The organism is Streptomyces sp. NPDC039462 (assembly GCF_055639375.1).
This window is the reverse complement of sequence record NZ_JBVKAO010000009.1, coordinates 196,737-214,842: the sequence shown is the minus strand read 5'-3', so window position 1 is coordinate 214,842 and position 18,106 is coordinate 196,737. Positions and strand designations below refer to the sequence as shown.

At 69.2% G+C, this 18,106-nt stretch carries 17 protein-coding genes and 1 pseudogene; 11 read left to right on the top strand and 7 right to left on the bottom strand.

Features of this window, described 5'->3' with window-relative positions; genetic code table 11:
• Positions 1–147 precede the first annotated feature (147 nt).
• Positions 148–759, top strand: a complete 612-nt coding sequence (locus ACZ7LU_RS36330; protein ID WP_471919192.1) for an ATP-binding protein — start codon at positions 148–150, stop codon at positions 757–759.
• Here ACZ7LU_RS36330 and ACZ7LU_RS36325 read toward each other — a convergent pair.
• Both ACZ7LU_RS36325 and ACZ7LU_RS36320 read right to left on the bottom strand, forming a co-directional pair.
• Positions 749–2,926: pseudogene (locus tag ACZ7LU_RS36325) on the bottom strand (DUF3427 domain-containing protein); the annotation flags it as partial. The gene ACZ7LU_RS36330 and the pseudogene ACZ7LU_RS36325 overlap by 11 nt on opposite strands.
• A 443-nt stretch (positions 2,927–3,369) precedes the next feature.
• A complete protein-coding gene (locus ACZ7LU_RS36320; protein WP_471919191.1) occupies positions 3,370–4,410 on the bottom strand; it encodes an SEC-C domain-containing protein in 1,041 nt (346 codons plus the stop codon).
• 200 nt (positions 4,411–4,610) lie between these two features.
• Between ACZ7LU_RS36320 and ACZ7LU_RS36315 the strand changes: the two genes are divergently transcribed.
• From ACZ7LU_RS36315 to ACZ7LU_RS36305, 3 genes are all read left to right on the top strand, one after another.
• On the top strand, positions 4,611–5,453 hold the full coding sequence (locus ACZ7LU_RS36315; RefSeq protein WP_471919190.1) for a class E sortase: 843 nt from the start codon (positions 4,611–4,613) through the stop codon (positions 5,451–5,453).
• 81 nt (positions 5,454–5,534) lie between these two features.
• On the top strand, positions 5,535–5,774 hold the full coding sequence (locus tag ACZ7LU_RS36310) for a DUF3311 domain-containing protein (RefSeq protein WP_471919189.1): 240 nt from the start codon (positions 5,535–5,537) through the stop codon (positions 5,772–5,774).
• A complete protein-coding gene (locus ACZ7LU_RS36305) occupies positions 5,771–7,300 on the top strand; it encodes a sodium:solute symporter family protein (protein ID WP_468082745.1) in 1,530 nt (509 codons plus the stop codon). Before ACZ7LU_RS36310 ends, ACZ7LU_RS36305 begins: the two co-directional genes overlap by 4 nt.
• On the opposite strand, the gene ACZ7LU_RS36300 is transcribed toward ACZ7LU_RS36305, so the two are convergent.
• Complete coding sequence (locus tag ACZ7LU_RS36300) at positions 7,266–8,711, bottom strand: MFS transporter (protein WP_471919188.1); 1,446 nt, start codon at positions 8,709–8,711, stop codon at positions 7,266–7,268. The two genes, ACZ7LU_RS36305 and ACZ7LU_RS36300, sit on opposite strands and share 35 nt — an antisense overlap.
• A gap of 107 nt (positions 8,712–8,818) precedes the next feature.
• Here ACZ7LU_RS36300 and ACZ7LU_RS36295 point away from each other — a divergent pair, with 107 nt between their 5' ends.
• From ACZ7LU_RS36295 to ACZ7LU_RS36265, 7 genes are all read left to right on the top strand, one after another.
• Positions 8,819–9,349, top strand: coding sequence for a winged helix-turn-helix transcriptional regulator (locus ACZ7LU_RS36295; protein ID WP_468082748.1), 531 nt, complete (start codon positions 8,819–8,821; stop codon positions 9,347–9,349).
• Between the two features lie 48 nt (positions 9,350–9,397).
• Complete coding sequence (locus ACZ7LU_RS36290) at positions 9,398–9,718, top strand: DUF6412 domain-containing protein (protein ID WP_471919187.1); 321 nt, start codon at positions 9,398–9,400, stop codon at positions 9,716–9,718.
• 130 nt (positions 9,719–9,848) lie between these two features.
• On the top strand, positions 9,849–10,616 hold the full coding sequence (locus ACZ7LU_RS36285; protein WP_471919287.1) for a YidC/Oxa1 family membrane protein insertase: 768 nt from the start codon (positions 9,849–9,851) through the stop codon (positions 10,614–10,616).
• 115 nt (positions 10,617–10,731) lie between these two features.
• Positions 10,732–11,589: a fumarylacetoacetate hydrolase family protein gene (locus ACZ7LU_RS36280; protein ID WP_468321574.1), complete on the top strand. Its 858-nt coding sequence runs from the start codon at positions 10,732–10,734 to the stop codon at positions 11,587–11,589.
• An 86-nt stretch (positions 11,590–11,675) separates the two neighbouring features.
• Complete coding sequence (locus ACZ7LU_RS36275; protein ID WP_471919186.1) at positions 11,676–12,260, top strand: hypothetical protein; 585 nt, start codon at positions 11,676–11,678, stop codon at positions 12,258–12,260.
• A gap of 176 nt (positions 12,261–12,436) precedes the next feature.
• Positions 12,437–13,267: a trypsin-like peptidase domain-containing protein gene (locus ACZ7LU_RS36270; protein ID WP_471919185.1), complete on the top strand. Its 831-nt coding sequence runs from the start codon at positions 12,437–12,439 to the stop codon at positions 13,265–13,267.
• Positions 13,268–13,311: 44 nt separating this feature from the next.
• On the top strand, positions 13,312–15,006 hold the full coding sequence (locus ACZ7LU_RS36265) for a hypothetical protein (RefSeq protein WP_471919184.1): 1,695 nt from the start codon (positions 13,312–13,314) through the stop codon (positions 15,004–15,006).
• Positions 15,007–15,021: 15 nt separating this feature from the next.
• Here the strand turns inward: ACZ7LU_RS36265 and ACZ7LU_RS36260 are convergent, their stop codons facing one another.
• The 4 genes from ACZ7LU_RS36260 to ACZ7LU_RS36245 form a co-directional block, all read right to left on the bottom strand.
• On the bottom strand, positions 15,022–15,432 hold the full coding sequence (locus tag ACZ7LU_RS36260) for an NUDIX hydrolase (protein WP_398298143.1): 411 nt from the start codon (positions 15,430–15,432) through the stop codon (positions 15,022–15,024).
• A gap of 10 nt (positions 15,433–15,442) precedes the next feature.
• A complete protein-coding gene (locus ACZ7LU_RS36255) occupies positions 15,443–16,333 on the bottom strand; it encodes a radical SAM protein (protein ID WP_471919183.1) in 891 nt (296 codons plus the stop codon).
• A gap of 135 nt (positions 16,334–16,468) precedes the next feature.
• A complete protein-coding gene (locus ACZ7LU_RS36250) occupies positions 16,469–16,948 on the bottom strand; it encodes a heme-degrading domain-containing protein (RefSeq protein ID WP_398298139.1) in 480 nt (159 codons plus the stop codon).
• Positions 16,945–18,057, bottom strand: coding sequence for a Gfo/Idh/MocA family oxidoreductase (locus tag ACZ7LU_RS36245; RefSeq protein ID WP_471919182.1), 1,113 nt, complete (start codon positions 18,055–18,057; stop codon positions 16,945–16,947). The genes ACZ7LU_RS36250 and ACZ7LU_RS36245 overlap by 4 nt, the downstream gene beginning before the upstream one ends.
• Positions 18,058–18,106: the final 49 nt, after the last annotated feature.

The following is an 18,106-nucleotide window of genomic DNA, read 5'->3' as shown; positions in this document are numbered from 1 at the left end:
TTCGTGCATGTTGCACGGCGGGATGGTCACTGGGAGTCTCTCACTAAGAGTGACCCGTGGTCACGCAATGCACGGATGGTGTGGAAGGTAGGCATGGTGACCCCTGCAGGTAGCTGCCCTAGGCAGAAATCGTGGGACCTATCCTTCGTGGCAGATCTCGGCGAGGTAGCGGTACTGCGGCGCGCGTTGAAGAACCACCTCACCGGGTGGGGGGTTCCGGGGCTCGTCGATTCGGCTCAGACGTGCGTCACGGAATTGGCCTCGAACGTCATCAACCACGTGGGTGTGGGAACGCCCGCTACGCTCATGGTCTCCATGAAGTGCACGTATCTGCGCATCGAAATGCGAGACCCTGACGCGCGAGCGCTACCCACTCTCCACGCCGCCGGAAGTGACGCGGAATCGGGGCGTGGAATGCAGCTCATCGATGCCGTCACAGAGCAACGATGGGGCATTATCCTCCACGCGGATTCCAAGGTGGTGTGGTGTGAATTGGCAATGGACCTCGTTGCCACGAATGGTCATGGGGACTGCTCACCTACGCCGCGGGCGGTGCAGCCCCTTGCGGTGTACAGCGGCGCCTGCTTTGCGCAGCAACTAGGGCAGGGGCGCCTGAGAGCCGTGGTGGCGGAGGAAGCGGCAATCGGTCAGATCGCCGGCCTCCTCCATTGGCTCCGCGCGTACGGATGTGACCCCGACGAGGTGTTGGACCGTGCACAACTGCAGTTCGAGGCTGAGGAAGAGACTCCTAGGTTGTGACTGAGGAGTACGTCCAGACGTCGGCCGGGACCTCGTGCTGGAGTTGCCAGGTAATCGCCATCGGCTTGCTGCCCTCGTGGGATACGTACTGGGCGGGACCCAAGAACATCCATGGCTCGGCGCCACCGATGTCGGTGCTCTTGTAGCGGCGCACGAACAGCAGGATGTGACTGCCGCGTTGGGCGTGCTCGCGGTAGCGGCGGCCGGTGGCGGAGTTCTCATCCGTGGCGTTCTGCGACTCCCAGTGGAATAGCGTCGGGCTCATCGCGTAGTCCTTGTACCGGATGGTAGGAGTGAAGTCCTTGTCATCCTTTTCAAGAGTGATGAGGAGGGCGTCGGTGTTGAATTCCTTGGCCTCCACTACACCTTGCGCAAACGAACGCGGCATCTGCCCACCCAAGCGCGCCACGTTGAGGGCCGCAAGAATCTCCGAGCGGTTGTAGGAGCTGTGAATGTTCAAGGGGAGGCTGCTGTGCGGCTCTTCTAGGCGGATCGGGTAGTGATCTGCGTGGGCCAGGCAGTGTTCAAGGACCTGGCGTAGCTCGTCGCGTACAGCTTCATGCTCCTGTAGTGAGGCTAGGCCCTCCTGGTAGGACGAGTAACCACCGGCATTGTCCCAGAAGTTGAAGAACAGCATGCGGGCGAAGCTCTGCTCGATCGGACTCATGGCGTCGTAGATAGGTGCATCATCTGAAAGGAGACGCTGATACGCCTCGATGCGGTCACGATCGTCCACGTGGAGGAAAGACGAGATGCGCTTCAACAGGCCTAGCTCGCCATGAGGGGCCGCTTCCGGTAGCAGTTTCGCGCGGCGGAGAAGGCTGGTCCACGAGTTGCCGTTGCCGCCACGATAGATTTCCTTGATGTCTCGCCCGCTTTCTGTCAGATATGTAGACAGGTAGGGCTCGTCGTACTCCCTGACTTCGCGAGCAAGCGCATTGGCGTTGACGTTAAGTTGCTCCTTGATGTTCTTGATGATGGCTTGCTTGGCCTTGGGCTCCAGAATGATTTGGCAGGACGATGGCAGCGATGGGAAATCGTGCTCCAAGTTGTCCAGCAGGCGCTTCCTTGTGAGGTTCGTGAGCGCTCGAAATTGATTCTCGAAATGAAACTCTTTGCGGTGCTGGCCGATGAAGTCTAGAACGGTCAGAAACTCTTTATGGTCCGTGCGGCGCAGTCCGCGGCCGAGTTGCTGCAGGAACAGGGTCGCGCTTGCGGTGGGGCGGAGCAGCAGCAAAGTGTCTACATCGGGGATGTCGAGACCCTCATTGAACAGGTCAACAGAGAAGATCACTTGGATCTTTCCGGCCTTCAGGTCGCTTAGGGCTTCTTTTCGCTCATCGCGGTGGCTCGCGCCGGAGAGAGCGGTGGCCTTTATCCCAGCCTCTCGGAAGTAGTGGGCCATGAACTGCGCGTGAGAGACGGATACGCAGAATCCCAGGGCTCGCATACTTCCCAGGTCAGGAACCTTTTCCTTGACTGCTTCTACGACGAGTTGGGCTCTCTCACCGCTCTGCGTGAATATTTCACTGAGGGAGGCCAGATCGTAAGTGCCACGCTTCCACGCCACAGACCGCAGGTCAGTGTCATCGCTGATCCCGAAGTAACGGAAGGGGCTGAGGAGTTCGTTCTCTAGCGCCTCCCATAGGCGCATCTCTGCCGCGATGTGACCGTCAAAGAACTCATCCTGAACGTTCTTTCCGTCCATGCGCTCGGGGGTTGCGGTCAGGCCGAGAAGTTCCATCGGCGTGAAGTGATCGATGATCTTTCGGTATGTAGGGGAAGTGCTGTGGTGGAACTCGTCGATGACGATTACGTCAAAGTACTCTGGGGATATTCCCTCTAGCACTTGAGGGTTGAGAGATTGAACGCTCGCGAAGACATGTGACCACTTTTCAGGGCTGTCGCCACTGTGTAGTGATTCGCCGAACGTGGCATCATTAAGTACGCGTCGATATGTTTGCCGTGATTGATCCAGGATTTCCTTGCGGTGTGCGACGAAAAGAAGTCGCAGACTGCGTCCTGCTTCGCGGCACAGCTCCTGGTAGTCGAGCGCCGCCATCACCGTCTTGCCCGTTCCAGTCGCGGCAACCAGGAGGTTTCGGTGGCGGCCACGGACTGAGCGCTCTACTGCTAGACGCTCCAGCATGTCTTTCTGGTGCGGATAGGCAATCATTCCACGTTCAGCAGCTAGGCGATTGACCCAGTCACGGACACCGTCCAACGTTGCCACTGACTCCAGAAGGCTGTGTGCCGTGTGCACCCGTTCCTGCTCAGGCAGCTGCTGGAGTGCGCTGCGTATGGCCTCGGCAATGCGCCATGCGACGTCGCGAGGTGTCGACGCAGAACCGGTCAGGCCGTTGATGGTGGGCAAGTTGGCTGCATCGAGGCCCTTCAACTGGTCCTCGATGCGGAGCGCCACCAACTGCTCGTACAACCCAGAAGTGGCCTCGTTGGGCCCCAACGCCGCAGTCACGCCTCGTCCTCCCCAGGAAAGTGCCGCACGCGATATCACCTAGCGGGCGGTATGCCGAACCAGCCTATGGACTCGGTCGGCAGCAGGAGGATCTTTAACGTTGTGTCGGTGGGGCTAGTCAGAGGTCGTCCCGGTCAGGCGGAGGGAGCTCCGTGGCACGAGGCGTAAGTCTGGCCCGACCCGCACCAGCACACCCCACCCTTCTCCGGTGGCCAAGGGACCGCTCGGCCTCGGGCTGCCAGTGTCGTTGCGTACTGAGGGAGGAGGGACGGGTCCTCCGGGGATGTGGCTTCTGAGGCGGCGAAGGCTTCGTAGGAGGGGACTGTGCCTGTGACGATGCCGAGGTTCGGGGTGCCGGAGGTGGAGAGTTCGCGGAGGGAGGACTCTATGGTCGACAGGTGGGCCTCGTGGGACGGGTACTCCGAGGTCAGGGACGGGTATGCCGTCAGGAGTTCTGTCAGTTCCGCGGCCGGCCAGTGGAGGATTGCCACGGGGAACGGGCGGGACAGCGCCTCGCGGTAGGAGCCCAACTCCGCCTGGATGCGGGCGATTTCCGCGCGGAGTTCCGCGGGGTTCTCCGAGCCGAGGGACCAGGTCCGCTTCGGGTCGTGGAGTTCGTCCAGGGAGACGGAGGCCGTCGAGACGCGGTCCGCGAGCGCGTCCCACTCGTCGTGCTCCGCGCCCAGGAGGCGGCGTACGCGGTGGCGGCCGAAGAGGAGGGGGTGCGTCGCGTACGGGGGGTTCGTCGTGGTGGCGGGGATCAGGAGGGATGCCGCCTCTGTGAAGGTGGCCTGTGCCTGTTCCAGTTCGTCGTGTGCCTCCAGCGACTCCGCCACGATCACCCACGGTGCCGGGTCCCGGGGCGACGCCGTGCGGACTCCGTCGATGATCGCGCGGGCCTCGGCCTCGTGGCCGTACTCCCAGAGGTTCGAGGCCTTCAGCGCGCGGATCAGGAGCGGGGCGGACGCGGGGTGCGGCGCGGAGGGTGACAGGAGGCGGTCGTAGAGCGTCGTCGCGCGGTCGCGGGCGCCGGCCAGTTCGAGGTGGGCCGCGGCCTGGATGAGGAGCTGTTCGGCGTCCTCCGGATACAGGTCGGCCGTGCGTTCCAGGCGCGCGGCTTCGGCGATGTGGTCGACGTCGACGTGGTCGGCGGCAGCAGGCTTCTCGGGGCGCATACGGGACACGGTACTGCCGAGCGTGCCTCCCGCAGGAGGGTCGGGGCGGGGGCAGCGCTGAGTCGGTGCGGGGGCTGCTCCGGTTCGGCCATGGAATGTTGTCGGTGCAGCGCCTATCCTCCGGGCCGCCGGGGAACGTCGGCCTGCCGGGCAACGGCACCCCGCCGGGCCGGGCGGGGGCATCGGGCGGAGGAGGTCTTGTGCGTAGTCGCGTGCCCGTCGTTCAGCAAGGGGGCCGCCCCCGTCGCCCTCAGCAAGGGCGCCGCCCGCCTCGCCCCCTCGGCCTGCGGCTGCTCTGGAACGGCGCCGAAGTCGCCGTCACCCTCGGGCTCGTCCTGCTCCTCCTCGTCGCCCATCAGCTCTGGTGGACCAACCGGCAGGCCCGCGCCGCCGCCGAGCGGAAGGTCGAGGCCCTGGAGGAGGCGTGGGCCGCTTCCCCTGACGGGGAGCCTGGTCCGGCCGCCGGTTCCGGGCGGTCTTCGGGGTCCCCTCCCCGGGCCTCTTCGGAAGGTGGTGACCGACCATCGCCGCGTGACGGCCGCCCAGCCGCGGGGGCCACCGATGGGTCGACCGGCGCGTCCGAGCCCCGCTGGGACCAGGCCTACGCCGTCCTCCGCATCCCCCGCATCGGCATCCGCGTCCCCGTCGGCGAGGGCGTGAGCAAGGGGGCCGTGCTCAATCAGGGGTACGCCGGGCACTATCCCCGCACCGCCCAGCCCGGCCGGGCCGGGAACTTCGCTCTCGCCGGGCACCGCAACACCCACGGGGAGCCCTTCCGGTACATCAACCGGTTGCGGCGCGGGGACGAGATCGAGGTCCGGACCGCGGACGCCCGCTACACGTACGTCGTCGACAAGACCCTGGCGCGGACCTCCGCCCGCGACAGCGGTGTCATCCGGAGCGTGCCTCGTAGTGACGTGCGCGAGGGATACGGGTATCGCGACGCCGGGTACTACATCACGCTCACCACCTGCACCCCCGAGTACACCTCCAAATACCGGCTCGTCGTCTGGGGCAAGCTGCGGTCCATGCGGCCCGGGTAGGCCCAGGTAGGTCCGCGTAGGCCCGCGTAGGCCCGCGTAGGCCCGCGTAGGCCCGCGTAGGCCCGGATAGGGTCGGCTCTCGTGATCGCTCGCCGACCCCCGTCATACCTGTCCCGCCCCCATCTCCTCTGGCTCCTCGGACCCTTCGTGCTGTACCTCGGGGCCCTGCCCCTCGCCAACCGCGTCCGGCCCGTCGTCCTCGGGCTGCCCTTCCTCTTCTTCTGGCTCCTCTGCGCGACCCTCCTCACGCCGCTGTGCGTGTGGCTGGCCCACCGAGGGGATCGAAGGAAGGGCCGGCAGCAGAGGAAGGAACAGGCATGAGTGACGGAGCCGTCGCCACCCTCGTCTTCGGTGTCTTCATGGCCGGCACCGTCGCCCTCGGCCTCGCCGCCGTGCGCGGGCGCGGGCGGCAGGGCGGGATCGCCGAGTGGTCCGTGGGCGGGCGCAGCCTCGGGGCCGTGTTCATCTGGGTGCTGATGGCGGGGGAGGGCTACACCAGCTTCAGCTATCTGGGGGCGGCGGGCTGGGGGTACAACTACGGGGCGCCCGTGCTGTACGTCGTCGCGTACATGTCCTGCGGTTACGCCGTGGGGTACGTCGTCGGACCCATGCTGTGGGCCTACGCCCGGCGGCACGGGCTGGTCAGCATCTCCGACATGGTCGCCCACCGGTACGGGCGGCCCTGGCTCGGCGCGGGCGTCGCCCTGCTCGCCACCGTGTTCCTGCTGCCGTACATCCAGTTGCAGATCACCGGCATGGGCGTGGTCGTCTCCACCATTTCCTACGGTGCCATCAGCCTCAACTGGGCCTACTTCATCGGCTTCGCGGTCACGACCGGGTTCGTGGTGGTGAGCGGGCTGCGCGGCAGCGCCTGGGTGTCCGTGCTCAAGGACGTCCTCGTCGTGGGGACTCTTGCCTTCCTCGCCGTCTACGTACCCCTGCATTACTTCGACGGATACGGGCCGTTCCTCGACCGGGTCGTGAGCGAGAAGAGCGACTGGCTGACGTTGCCGGGGAGCGGAGGCAGTGCCTACGGAGAGGCGTGGTTCGCCACGACCTCGCTTCTCAACGCGCTCACCGTCGTCATCTTCCCCACCACCGTCGCCGGCTACCTCGGCGCCCGCAGCGCGGACGGGCTGCGGCGCAACGCCATCTGGCTGCCCGCCTACAACGTGCTGCTCTTCGTGCCCATGCTCCTCGGCATGGCCGCGCTCTTCGTCGTGCCGGGGCTCGTCGGCGCCGAGTCCAACCTCGCGCTCTTCAAGCTGGTCGTCGACTCGCTGCCCGCGTGGGCCGTGGGCGTGATCGGGGTCGCCGCCGCGCTCTCATCCATCGTGCCGATGGCCGTGTTCATGCTGGTCATCGGGACGATGTGGGGCAGCAGCGTGCTGTCGCTGCTGCCCCGGTGGCGTACTCCGCAGCGGCAGAAGCTCGCCTCGCAGGGCGTGGTCGTCGTCGCGGGCGCACTCGCCCTCGCCCTGACCTACGGGGCGCCCAACACCCTCGTACGGCTGTCTCTCATCTCTTACGAGGGGATGGCCCAGCTCGTACCGATGCTGCTGCTGGGTCTGGTGTGGCGGAAGTTGACCTTGGCGGGGGTGTTGAGCGGGCTCGTCGTGGGGGTCGGGATCGTGTGCGCACTCGTCTTCAGCGAGCACGACCCCGTCTTCGGGGTGAACGCGGGGATCGTCGCGCTCGCCGTCAATCTCGCCGTGGCGCTGACCGTGACGTACGTCGGTCCGGCCGGTCGTGTGGACGAGCGGCCGGACGCGGACGTGCTCGCGAGCGATCCGCTCGGCGACGAGGATGTTCTCAGCCCCGCCGTTCCCTCAGCAGCAGCACGATGACCGCGGCCAGCAGGCCGAGGCCCGCCGAGACCGCCATCGCCACGTCCGCGCCGTGCGCGAGGTCGTCCGTGGACGTCGACACCGCGATCATCAGCGCGACGCCCGCCGCCGAACCGATGTAGCGCGCCGTGTTGTTGGCGCCCGAGCCCATCGCGGCGCGCTCGGCCGGCACGGACTCGACCGCGAGCAGCGGGAGCGCGGCGTTCAGCAGGCCGCTGCCCACGCCCGAGAGGACGAGGCCCGGCAGCAGCCGGAGCCAGGAGCCGCCCCCGGCCGCGCCGAGCATCGTCAGGACGGCGACGGCGTGCAGGGCAAAGCCGACGGCCAGCTGGTGGCGGGGAGAGATCCGGCCCGCGAGACGCCTGGCCTGCAGCGCCGCCACGAAGGACGTGCCGGACCAGATCACGAACAGCCAGGCCGCGTGCATCGTCGACAGGCCCAGCGTGTGCTGGAGCAGGGTCGGCAGGTAGCTGAAGAGGGCGATCACGGAGAAGCCCGTGAACAGGCCGCCCGTCGTCGAGGCCAGGAAGAGCGGGCGGCGCAGCAGGCCGAGGTCGAGCATCGGGTTCCTGCCGCGGCGCTCCACGGCCACGAACGCGGCTAGCAGGGCGACCGTCGCGGCGAGGAGCGCGCCCACCGGCGCGCGCAGCCAGCCGTCCCTGCCGAGGGTGAGCGCGGCCACCAGGGAGGTCAGGGCGAGGCCGAGCGCCGACGCGCCCGCCAGGTCCGGGCGGCCGGGGTGCGCGGCGCGGGATTCCGTCACGGCCCGCGGGACGAAGGCGGCGACCACGAGTGCGGCGAGGCCGAGCACCGCGTACGCCCAGCGCCAGCCGTCCGGGCCCACGCTCGCGATGCCGCCCGCGACGGGCGGGCCCGCGGCGATGCCGCCGCTGACGAACGCGCCCCAGATGCCGGTCGCCCTGATCCGGCCGGGCCCCGCGGGGAACGCGTGCACGAGCAGGCCGAGGCTGCTCGCGAGGATCGCCGCGCTCGCCGCGCCCTGGGCGACGCGGGCCAGCGTGAACAGCCAGGTCGAATCGGCGAGCGCGGCGAGTGCGGTGGTGATGCCGAGCGCGACGGTGCCGGAGAGGAAGATCCGGCGCCTGCCGTGGTCGTCGGCGAGGCTCCCCGCGACCAGGAGCACGGCGGCGAGGCCGAGCGGTGTGCCGTTGAGCAGCCAGGCCTGGGCGGAGAGCGGGGTGTGCAGGGCGGCGGCCGTGTCGGGGAGCGTGATCATCGGCGCGGTGTACGTCATGAGGGCCACGGCGGTGGCGGCGCTGGTGACGGCGAGCGTGGCGGCGGCGCGCGGCGCGGTGGGCGTGCGGGCGCCGGGTGGCGGAGCGGTGGCGGTCGACGGAGCGGTGGCGGTCGAGGGAGCGGTGGTCGGCGTGTGGACGAGCCGGGTGGACATGGGTCAGCCCTTCGAGGTTCAGTCAATGAACTCGGTGAGGTGAGTGACCGTAGCATCCGAAGTTCGTTCACTGAACCTCGTATGGGAAAAGTGGTTAGAGTGGGGCCATGGCTCTCGGCAAGGACTACGCGGCGCAGGAGTGCTCGATCGCCCGCGCGCTGGAGGTGGTCGGCGAGCGCTGGACGCTGCTCGTCGTCCGCGACGCCCTCTACGGAGTGCGGCGGTACAACGACTTCCTCGTCCACCTCGGCATCCCGCGCGCCGTCCTCGCCGCGCGCCTCCAGGCGCTCGTCGCCGCCGGGGTCCTCGACAAGCGGCCGTGCGCCGAGGCGCCAAGACGGCACGAGTACGTGCTCACGGAGCGCGGCGAGGCCCTGTGGCCCGCGCTGCGCGCACTCGGCCTGTGGGGGCGCGACCACATCCCCGGCACCGCGCCGCTGCGGTACTTCCGGCACGCGCGGTGCGGCACGGAACTGGGCCTCGTGGGGGACTGCCCGGCCTGCGGCGGGCCCGTCCCCCTCGCGGACGTCGAGATGCTGCCCGGCCCCGGACTCGATCCGGAGCCGGCGGATCCGGTCAGCCGGGCGCTCGCCCGGCCCCGCAGGCTCCTTCAGCCGGTCGACCTCGATCCTGTATAAACGGCAGTACCGCTGAACGGCAGTACGACAGATGTGAGGAGGGGGGACATGCGCGACGTGATCCGTGGCTGGAAAGCAGCCGCACGCCCCGCCCTGCTCCTCCTGTTCCTCCTTGTCGAGGTCGTCCTCCTCGACACCGGCGGCCTCGCCTCCGCCGTCGCGCTCGCCGCGACCGCCGCCGCGGGCTCCGCGCTCGCCGCCTGCTCCGTGATCGCCGCGCGCTGCGCGCCCGCCGTGCCCCGCACCAGAGTGCGCACGGCCATCCGCGACCGCGAGATGCGCACCGCCTTCCTGCCGCAACGCGACCCCGACGCCCGGGGCCGCAGGCGCCCCCGAGCACCCGGCCGTCTCCTCCTGACGGCCGCGTAGGGGATCCCGCACCACAGCAACAGCCCCTGCCCCGACCCTTCGTGGGCCGTCACGCCGACGCGACGTCTTCCGTCGCTTTCTCCTTCCGGCACGACGGAACCCCTCGGAGGGCTTCTCCATGTCCGATCTCATGTCCGCGTTCATGTCCCTGTTCGCCGACCTGGTCGAGCACATCGCCGACCTGCTCGACCCGTTCTTCCACGGCTCGGCGACCGCCGCCGCGATCGTCCTGTTCACCGCCTGCGTACGACTCCTCGTACACCCGCTGTCGCGCGCCGCGGCCCGCGGGCAGAAGGCGCGCGCCAAGCTGTCGCCGCAGATCGCGGAGTTGCGCAGGAAGCACGCCAAGAACCCCGAGAAGCTCCAGCGGGCCGTCCTGGAACTGCACAGGAAGGAGCAGGTGTCGCCGCTCTCCGGCTGCCTGCCGAGCCTCTTCCAGCTGCCGGCCTTCTTCCTCCTCTACCACCTCTTCTCCAGCTCCCGCATCGGCGGCGAGGCGAACGCGCTGCTCGGCCACACCCTCTTCGCCGCGCCGCTCGGCGGCCGGTGGACGGACGCGCTGGCCGACGGCGGGTTCTTCGGGGCGCAGGGCCTCGTCTACGTGGCGCTGTTCGCGGTCGTCGCCGCCGTCGCCACCTTCAACTACCGGCGTACCAAGGCGCAGATGAGCGCGAATCCGCTGCCGCAGGGGCAGGCCGGGGACCAGCAGGTGCCCGGCATGGGCGCGATCACGAAGGTGATGCCGCTGATGTCGTTCATGACTCTGTTCACGGTGGCCGTGGTGCCGCTGGCCGCCGCGCTGTACGTGGTGACCAGTACGACGTGGAGCGCGGTCGAGCGGGCGGTGCTGTACCGGGACATGCCGGGCGGAGCGGGAGCGCTGGCTACCGCCGGGTAACGGTCCAGTACGTGAACCGGGTATTGCATACGGCACAGGGACCTTGGAGGATCGACCAATCCTCCGATGGCCGCACCCCATCGGCCGGGCCACGCTCGACCAAGGGAGACTGACCATGAAACTGCTGCGAGTCGGTACGGCGGGGGCGGAGCGCCCCGCGCTGCTGGACGCCGACGGGACCCTCAGGGACCTGTCCGGCGTGGTCGCCGACCTCGACGGCACCGTGCTCGCCGACGCGGCGGCGCTCGACCGGATCAGGGCCGCCGCCGACGCGGGCGACCTGCCCGTACTCGCGGCCGAGGGGCTCCGCGTCGGACCGCCGGTGGCGCGGATCGGCAAGGTCGTGTGCATCGGCCTCAACTACCACGACCACGCCCGGGAGACCGGCGCCGAGCCGCCCGCCGAACCCGTCGTCTTCTTCAAGGCGGCCGACACGGTGGTCGGCCCCGACGACACCGTCCTGGTGCCGCGCCGCTCGGTCAAGACGGACTGGGAGGTCGAGCTCGCCGTGGTCATCGGACGTACGGCGCGCTATCTGGAGTCGCACGAGGAGGCGCTGGCGCACGTCGCGGGGTACGCGGTGGCGCACGACGTCTCGGAGCGGGAGTTCCAGATCGAGCGGGGCGGCACCTGGGACAAGGGCAAGAACTGCGAGACGTTCAACCCGCTGGGCCCCTGGCTGGTCACCGCCGACGAGGTGCCGGACCCACAGGCCCTCTCCCTGAAGCTCTGGGTCAACGGCGAACTGAAGCAGGACGGCACGACCGCCGACCAGATCTTCCCGGTCGCCGAAGTGGTGCGGTACGTGAGCCAGTTCATGACGCTGTACCCGGGCGACGTCATCAACACGGGTACGCCCGCGGGGGTTGCGATGGGACAGCCCGAGCCGAAGCCGTACCTGCGGGCGGGCGATGTGGTGGAGCTGGAGATCGAGGGACTCGGGCGGCAGCGGCAGGAGTTGAAGGACGCGTAGCCCGTCCGGAACGCGCAGCCCCCCCGCCCGCACGCAGGGCCGGCGTTCCCGGTTCGCCGGGGGCGCCGGCGCGCCATGATGACGCCATGGGACTGACTCCGGCCGAAGCGGCGCTCACCGGCACGGCGTTCGGTGCCCTGGCCACGTTCTCCAGCGCGTGGCTCATTCAGCGGGCCACGACCAGACGCGAGCGCGAGAACCGCGTGTGGGACCGGCGGATGGCCGTCTACGACGAAGTGATGATCGTCGTCAGACGGATGGCCGACCTCAGGGAGGCCGTCCGGCGGACCGGCACCTTCCCCGAACGGCGGTCCGGTGAGACGGTCCCCACCGACGACATGTCCCCGCTCCTCGCCCGCCTGGAGATCTACGGCAGCGACGAGCTGCTCGCCGCCTGCAAGCACGCCTTCGCGGCCCGCAGGCGATGGAAACTCGCCTGGGGAAAATGGCACACCCAGCGCGAGAACAACCCCCGGATCAGCGACAACGACGCATTCTGGGTCGAGTTCAAGAAGGCCGTGAAGAAGTCACGGAAAGCCGACCGCAAGGTCCTTTCGCTGCTGCGCGCGGAGGTCCATCCCGAACGGATCTCCGCGAGACGCAAGATGTTGATGCGGCTGAAGCGGTTCAGGCTGCCGAATCCACGGCGCGGACGCTCGATCGACCCCTGAGTGATCCCTGGCCACCCGCCGGCCGAATATTCCAAGAGATGTGCCACAGGCCCATTCCACGGCAACCGATTCTGGCTACCATGGCGTCTTCCGGGTGAAAGCGGGAGTTCGCTCAGGGGTGGCGGGGGTTCGCTCAGGGGTCTCGCTCAGGGGTCCGGACGGGGGGCTGGTCCGCGGTGTACGACGAGCACTTCATCGAGATCTTCCGGAGCGGCTGCCGCCAGGGCGGCGAATGCCGACGGGGGGACGACTGCCGGCGGGACGAAGGCCTCGGTCAGGACGAGAGCTGCCGTCGGGGCTCGGGCGTGCGGCTCACCCGGGAGTTCGCCCTCACCGCCGCGCACTGCCTCAAGGCCCGCGAGCTCAAGGGCCTCGACCCGGTCATGCTCCGGCTCTCCGACGGCAAGCAGGTCACGGGCGCGGTCCTCGACTACGACCGGCGGTCCGACCTCGCCCTGCTCAACCTCAGCTTCGCCGAGGGCGAGGACGTCCAGCTCCCGGGAGTCTGCTTCGACGACGCCCGCCGCGACGAGCTGTGGAAGGCGACCCACCAGCCCCCGGAGACCGACGACGTCCTGACGGGCATCGTGGCCGACGTCTCCTACGAGTACGGCGAGCCCCAGAAGGGCGTGAAGATCTGCGCCCTGCGCCTCAACTGCCACGCCAGCCTCGAGGACTACGGGATGTACGCGGGCAGCCCGGTGGAGCGCGGCGACCCCTACCGCCCGACGGCGGTACTGGGACTCATCGTCGAGCGGCGCGCGGCGGCCGGCACGGCGGGCGACACGGTCTACGCCGGCACGATCCGCGAGGCCGTCCGGCAGTTCGACCGCTTCCGGTTCCGGATCGAGGACCTGGCGAGGGACCAGTGGCCCCTGGCCGTCCGGCCCTACTCGGTGGAGGCGACCGAGACGGAGCAGAAGCTCCGGGTCAGTGCCGCCGTGGCCGAGGCCCTCAAGAAAGCGGGCCACGACTCCGTGGTGGCAGTGCACTGGATACGCCGCTGACCCAGCAACCGGCACGTGGGCCGGCGACCTCCTGGGAGGGGACCATGACGACGATGCGGTACCTCGACGACGCCATAGCCGTCGCCGAAGAGATGCTCCTGGCCCCCGCCGGGCCGCGACGGCAGGACAAGGGCCGCCTCGCGGCCTATGTGAAGCACGTCCGCAGGCCCGATCCCTCCGACACGTCACAGCAGTTACGGGCGGGACAGCTCATCCACCTGGCCAAGCTGCTGAGCGCCCTCGGCATGAAGACGCTGTCCCTGTCGGTGGCCGACATGACGCTGCGGCACATGGAGATAGTGGAGGCGGACCGCGAGGTGTACGCGGCGTCCGTCTGGAACGAGCTGGGCTCGCTGCTCGCCGAGCACGGCGAACTGGAAAGGGCGCGGCTCGTCCTCGGCCGCGCGCTGAGCAGGGCCGAGCGGGGCAGCGAGGTCCCCGAGCGGGGCCGCATCCTCGCCAACCTGAGCGCCGTCAGCCTGCGCAGGGGCGACCTGGGGGACGCCGACTTCTGGGCGGAGAAGGCGCTGGAGGAGATGGACACGCGGCCGGGCGACGACCCCGATGCCCGGCTGACGGCGGACCTGGTGCGGCTGGAGGTCGCCAGGTCGGGCAAGGACATCGACCGGATCCACGACACCCTGCAGAAGTTCGACCGGTCGGCGGAGCACTCCATCGCCCTCAAGGGCGGCGACCACCCCGCGGCCATCGCCGCCCGGCGCGCCCTCGCCACGGCGACGTTCGAGGCGGCCGCGGCCGCGCACGACGTGGAGCTCAGCGAGCGGCAGCTGGGCGAGCTGGAGATCGTGAAGCTGAACGCGTCGGCGTTCCTGGGGGCGACCCACCGCGAGACCATCGTGGCCCAGGCGGCCCTGGCCGTCGCGGAGTTCGAGGCGGCGAGCGGCGGCTCGGGGAGTCTGCTGCGCCGGCGGCGGGCCGTGGTGCTGCTGGAGAGCGCCGAGGAGATGGCCGTGGAGGCGCTCGGCAGGGAGCACGCCCAGACCCTCGCGATCCGGGAGGCGCTCGCGCACTTACGGGCGGCCACGGTGCAGACGGACGATCTGCCGTACCGGATCGACCGCACGTACACCCCGCAGGAGAACGACGTACGCAACACCGCCAAGAAGAAGGCGATCGACGCGGAGCGGAACGTGATCCGGCTGACCGCGCACGCGGGCGCCTCCTATTTCCTCGCCGACCTGGACATCTTCTACTGGCAGATTCATCGCGCCCTGGAGCGCGGCACCTATTTCCACGTGATTCTGAGCAGTCCTTGGAACAATCTCGCGATCTTCATGCAGCACAGCGCGGACTCGGAGCCGGTGAGTCATCAGAACATCGTGGACCGGGTGCGGGCGAGCACGTATTACCAGGAGACGTTCCTGCCGGTCATCGCCTCCTATCAGGACCTGCGCGACCGATTCCCCGATCACATCGAACTGAAGCTGACGCCCACCGACATATCCGGCTCGACGCTGCTCACGTCGGAGGCGGGATTCTTCGAGCCGTACATCACGATGAATCCGCTGCAGCGCACCCGCAGGGGCCTGAGCGTCTTCGAGCACCAGTTCCTGAAGGACAGCAAGTACTACGAGGACAGCCTGGCGGCGTTCCGTACGCAGTGGGAACTGACCAGCACGTGGGAGCAGTTCGGCATGCACGAGGAGAAGCACAAGGAGAGGCTGCGCGCGCTGATGACGACACAGTCCGACGACCGGTGGAGCAAGAGCCAGGAATAGGGATGCCCCGGCAGGTCAGGGGCAGTGCACCGCGCCGTCCCTGATGCTTCTGAGGACACCCGCGGAGCCGACGAAGAGCGCATCGGGCAGCGCGTCCAGGGGCCAGAACTGCCAGCGCAGACAGCGGTCCGGTTCGCGTACGAGGATGTCGCCGGTGTAGTCGACGACCTCGACGCCGACCTGCATGTGGTGGTTGGCCGCCGGGTCCGGGTCGGTCACGCAGGCGACCCGCAGGTCCAGGGCGTGGATGCCGGTCTCCTCCGCCAGCTCCCTGCGGGCGGCGTCCGTCAGGGACTCGCCGACCTCCAGATGGCCGCCGGGCAGGCCCCAGGTGCCCGCGCCGAAACAGTTGGCCCGCAGACCGAGCAGGACGTCACCGCCGAGGCGGACGATCGCCTGGACACCTACGCGTACATGCGCTGTCATCGGGAGCTCCTCACAGGGCCGGCGTGCCGTCCGGGTCCGGATAGGTGCCGGCGAAGTTCTCGACGTTCCGGGCAGGGGTGATCAGCTCGGCGGGCCGGAGCGTGCGGTCGGCGAGCTTCTCGAAGAGATTCCCGATCCTCCGTTCCTCACCCTCGTCGACGACGACGATCTCGCAGTCCGGATCGATGAAGAAGTAGCTGCCGGTGCGGGTCGAGTTGCGGTACACCCGCAAGGTCACCCCGCGCCGCCGCGCGGCCTCCTCGCACTCCGCGACGACGTCCTCGAACTCCGCGTCGCCGATGGAGAGCCAGTCCCGGTTGTCCGCGCCGTAGTTGGTCTCGGACATCTGGTAGACCTTCCACACGTCGGGCAGCGAGGTCTCGTCCTCGATCAGGTCCAGGACGTGCGGCGCGCCCTTCACGTTGAGGCGCGTGACGACCGTGCCCAGCTTCACCCGGACGTGCGCGTGGTTCTTGCGCACTTCCCTCAGCAGGCCGAGCACCCTCTCGCGGTGCGGTGCCGGGCTGCCGGTGCGCAGCAGGCCGTGCTCCGCCGCGTCCTTGGACTCCAGTGGCAGGGCGAGCCACGAGAGGTGGGGGAGGATGCGCTGCATGGACTTCAGCGGGGCGAGGCCGTTGGTGCTGAGGACGACGCGGGGCGGCCGCCCGGACGGCAGTGGGCGGCTCAACTCCTCGGCCAGTTCGGGGAGGTAGGGCAGCAGTGTCGGTTCTCCACCGGAGATGACGACGCCTCGCACGCCCGAGTCCCGGAGGACGGAGGCGATCCGCAGCGCCGTTTCCCGGGGCATCGAGGGGACCTCGTGGCGGGGGCCGAAGCAGAAGGGGCAGCTGAGGTTGCAACGCCCGATGGGACGCAGGTCTACAAACGCGGGCAGTTGCATGGACGGACACTATGGGGTCCGTGGGGCCCCGGAGTATCGCTTCCCCTCATTCAAGCGAGTGGTTTTCACTCGTTGCGCTGAACAATCCCGGTTCGGGCTGCGAGGAACCGTTCCGGCGGTGACGAACCGTACCGTTCAGGCTGCGGTGAACCGCTCCAACGCCTCCACCACCAGCGCGTGGTCCTCCACCTGAGGCAGCCCCGACACCACCACCGTGCCGATCACCCCCGCGCCCTCCACCGCGATCGGGAACGCGCCGCCGTGGGCCGCGTACACGTCGGGGTCGAGGCGGGAGGAGTCCTCGAACGTCGTGCCCTTGGCGCGGAAGCGGGAGCCGACCAGGTAGGAGGAGCAGCCGTAGCGCTCCACGACGCGGCGCTTGCGGTCGATCCAGGCGTCGTTGTCCGGGGTGGAGCCGGGCAGCGCCGCGTGGAAGAGCTGCTGGCCGCCGCGCCGGATGTCGATCGCCACGGGGGCGCGGCGCTCGCGGGCCAGCTCCACCAGGAGCGTGCCGAGCGCCCACGCGTCGTCGTACGTGAAGTGGGGGAGGACCAGGCGGCGCTCCTGCGCCTCCAGCTCGTCGATGCTCGGCGGGGTCACCTCGTGCGCGGTCACAGTGTCACCGCCACGCCGTCGCGGGCCGAGCGGCGGGCCGCCTCGAGGACGTCCAGGGCAGCGGCGGCCTCGTGCGCGGTGACGGGGTTCTCGCCGGTGCCGTGCAGGGCGTTCGCCACCGCTTCGTAGTACGCGGGGTAGTCGCCCGGCAGGGTCGGCAGCGGGCGGCCGCCGCCGGTCAGCGGGGACTCGCCGGAGCCGACCGTCCCCCACATCGACTCCGGCTCCACGCCCCACGGGTCATCCGTGGCCGGGCGCCTGCCGTCGCGCAGGGCCGCCTCCTGCGGGTCCAGGCCGTACTTCACATAGCCCGCCTGCGAGCCGAGGACCCGGAAGCGCGGGCCGAGCTGGGCGGTGGTGGCGCTCACATAGAGGTGCGAGCGGACGCCGTTCGCGTGGGTGAGTGCGAGGAACGTGTCGTCGTCGGCCTCCGCGCCCGGGCGCCGGACGTCCGACTCGGCGTACACGCTCACGACCGGGCCGAAGAGCACCAGGGCCTGGTCGACGACGTGGCTGCCCAGGTCGTAGAGGAGACCGCCGATCTCCTCCGGGTTGCCGGACTCGCGCCAGCCGCCCTTCGGCTTCGGGCGCCACCGCTCGAAACGGGACTCGAAGCGCCATACGTCGCCGAGGTCGCCGTCGGCGAGCAGCTTGCGCAGGGTGCGGAAGTCGTTGTCCCAGCGGCGGTTCTGGAAGACGGAGAGGAGCAGTCCGCGCTCGTCGGCGAGGGCCGCGAGCCCGCGCGCCTCGGCGGCCGTGCCCGCGACCGGCTTGTCCACGACGGCCGGCAGGCCCGCCTTCAGGGCGGCGGTGGCCAGCGCCACGTGCGTCTTGTTCGGCGACGCGATGACGATCAGGTCGAGCTCGTCCGCCCGCTCCCACAGCTCGTCGGCCGAGGCCGCGCAGCGCAGGCCGTCGCCGAACTCGGCGCGGGCCTGCGCCTGCCGCTCGGGGTTCGACGTCACGACCGTGTCGAGGACGAGGCCCTCGGTGGCGGCGATCAGCGGGGCGTGGAAGACGGAACCCGCGAGGCCGTACCCGACGAGGCCGACGCGGAGGGGAGCACGCGTGCCTGTGCTCGTCTCAGTACCAGTACCTGTGCCAGTCATGTCCTCCACTTAAGCAACGGTGTTGCCAAAGTGCAAGCGGGCGGGACAA

Excerpts from the sequence above, each read along its gene's own strand:
- ACZ7LU_RS36290 (WP_471919187.1), top strand. The coding sequence starts at position 9,398 with ATGCGCGACGTGATCCGTGGCTGGAAAGCAGCCGCACGCCCCGCCCTG.
- ACZ7LU_RS36265 (WP_471919184.1), top strand. The coding sequence starts at position 13,312 with ATGACGACGATGCGGTACCTCGACGACGCCATAGCCGTCGCCGAAGAG.
- ACZ7LU_RS36300 (WP_471919188.1), bottom strand. The coding sequence starts at position 8,711 with ATGTCCACCCGGCTCGTCCACACGCCGACCACCGCTCCCTCGACCGCC.
- ACZ7LU_RS36275 (WP_471919186.1), top strand. The coding sequence starts at position 11,676 with ATGGGACTGACTCCGGCCGAAGCGGCGCTCACCGGCACGGCGTTCGGT.
- ACZ7LU_RS36305 (WP_468082745.1), top strand. The coding sequence starts at position 5,771 with ATGAGTGACGGAGCCGTCGCCACCCTCGTCTTCGGTGTCTTCATGGCC.
- ACZ7LU_RS36280 (WP_468321574.1), top strand. The coding sequence starts at position 10,732 with ATGAAACTGCTGCGAGTCGGTACGGCGGGGGCGGAGCGCCCCGCGCTG.
- ACZ7LU_RS36285 (WP_471919287.1), top strand. The coding sequence starts at position 9,849 with ATGTCCGCGTTCATGTCCCTGTTCGCCGACCTGGTCGAGCACATCGCC.
- ACZ7LU_RS36320 (WP_471919191.1), bottom strand. The coding sequence starts at position 4,410 with ATGCGCCCCGAGAAGCCTGCTGCCGCCGACCACGTCGACGTCGACCAC.
- ACZ7LU_RS36260 (WP_398298143.1), bottom strand. The coding sequence starts at position 15,432 with ATGACAGCGCATGTACGCGTAGGTGTCCAGGCGATCGTCCGCCTCGGC.
- ACZ7LU_RS36245 (WP_471919182.1), bottom strand. The coding sequence starts at position 18,057 with ATGACTGGCACAGGTACTGGTACTGAGACGAGCACAGGCACGCGTGCT.
- ACZ7LU_RS36295 (WP_468082748.1), top strand. The coding sequence starts at position 8,819 with ATGGCTCTCGGCAAGGACTACGCGGCGCAGGAGTGCTCGATCGCCCGC.
- ACZ7LU_RS36255 (WP_471919183.1), bottom strand. The coding sequence starts at position 16,333 with ATGCAACTGCCCGCGTTTGTAGACCTGCGTCCCATCGGGCGTTGCAAC.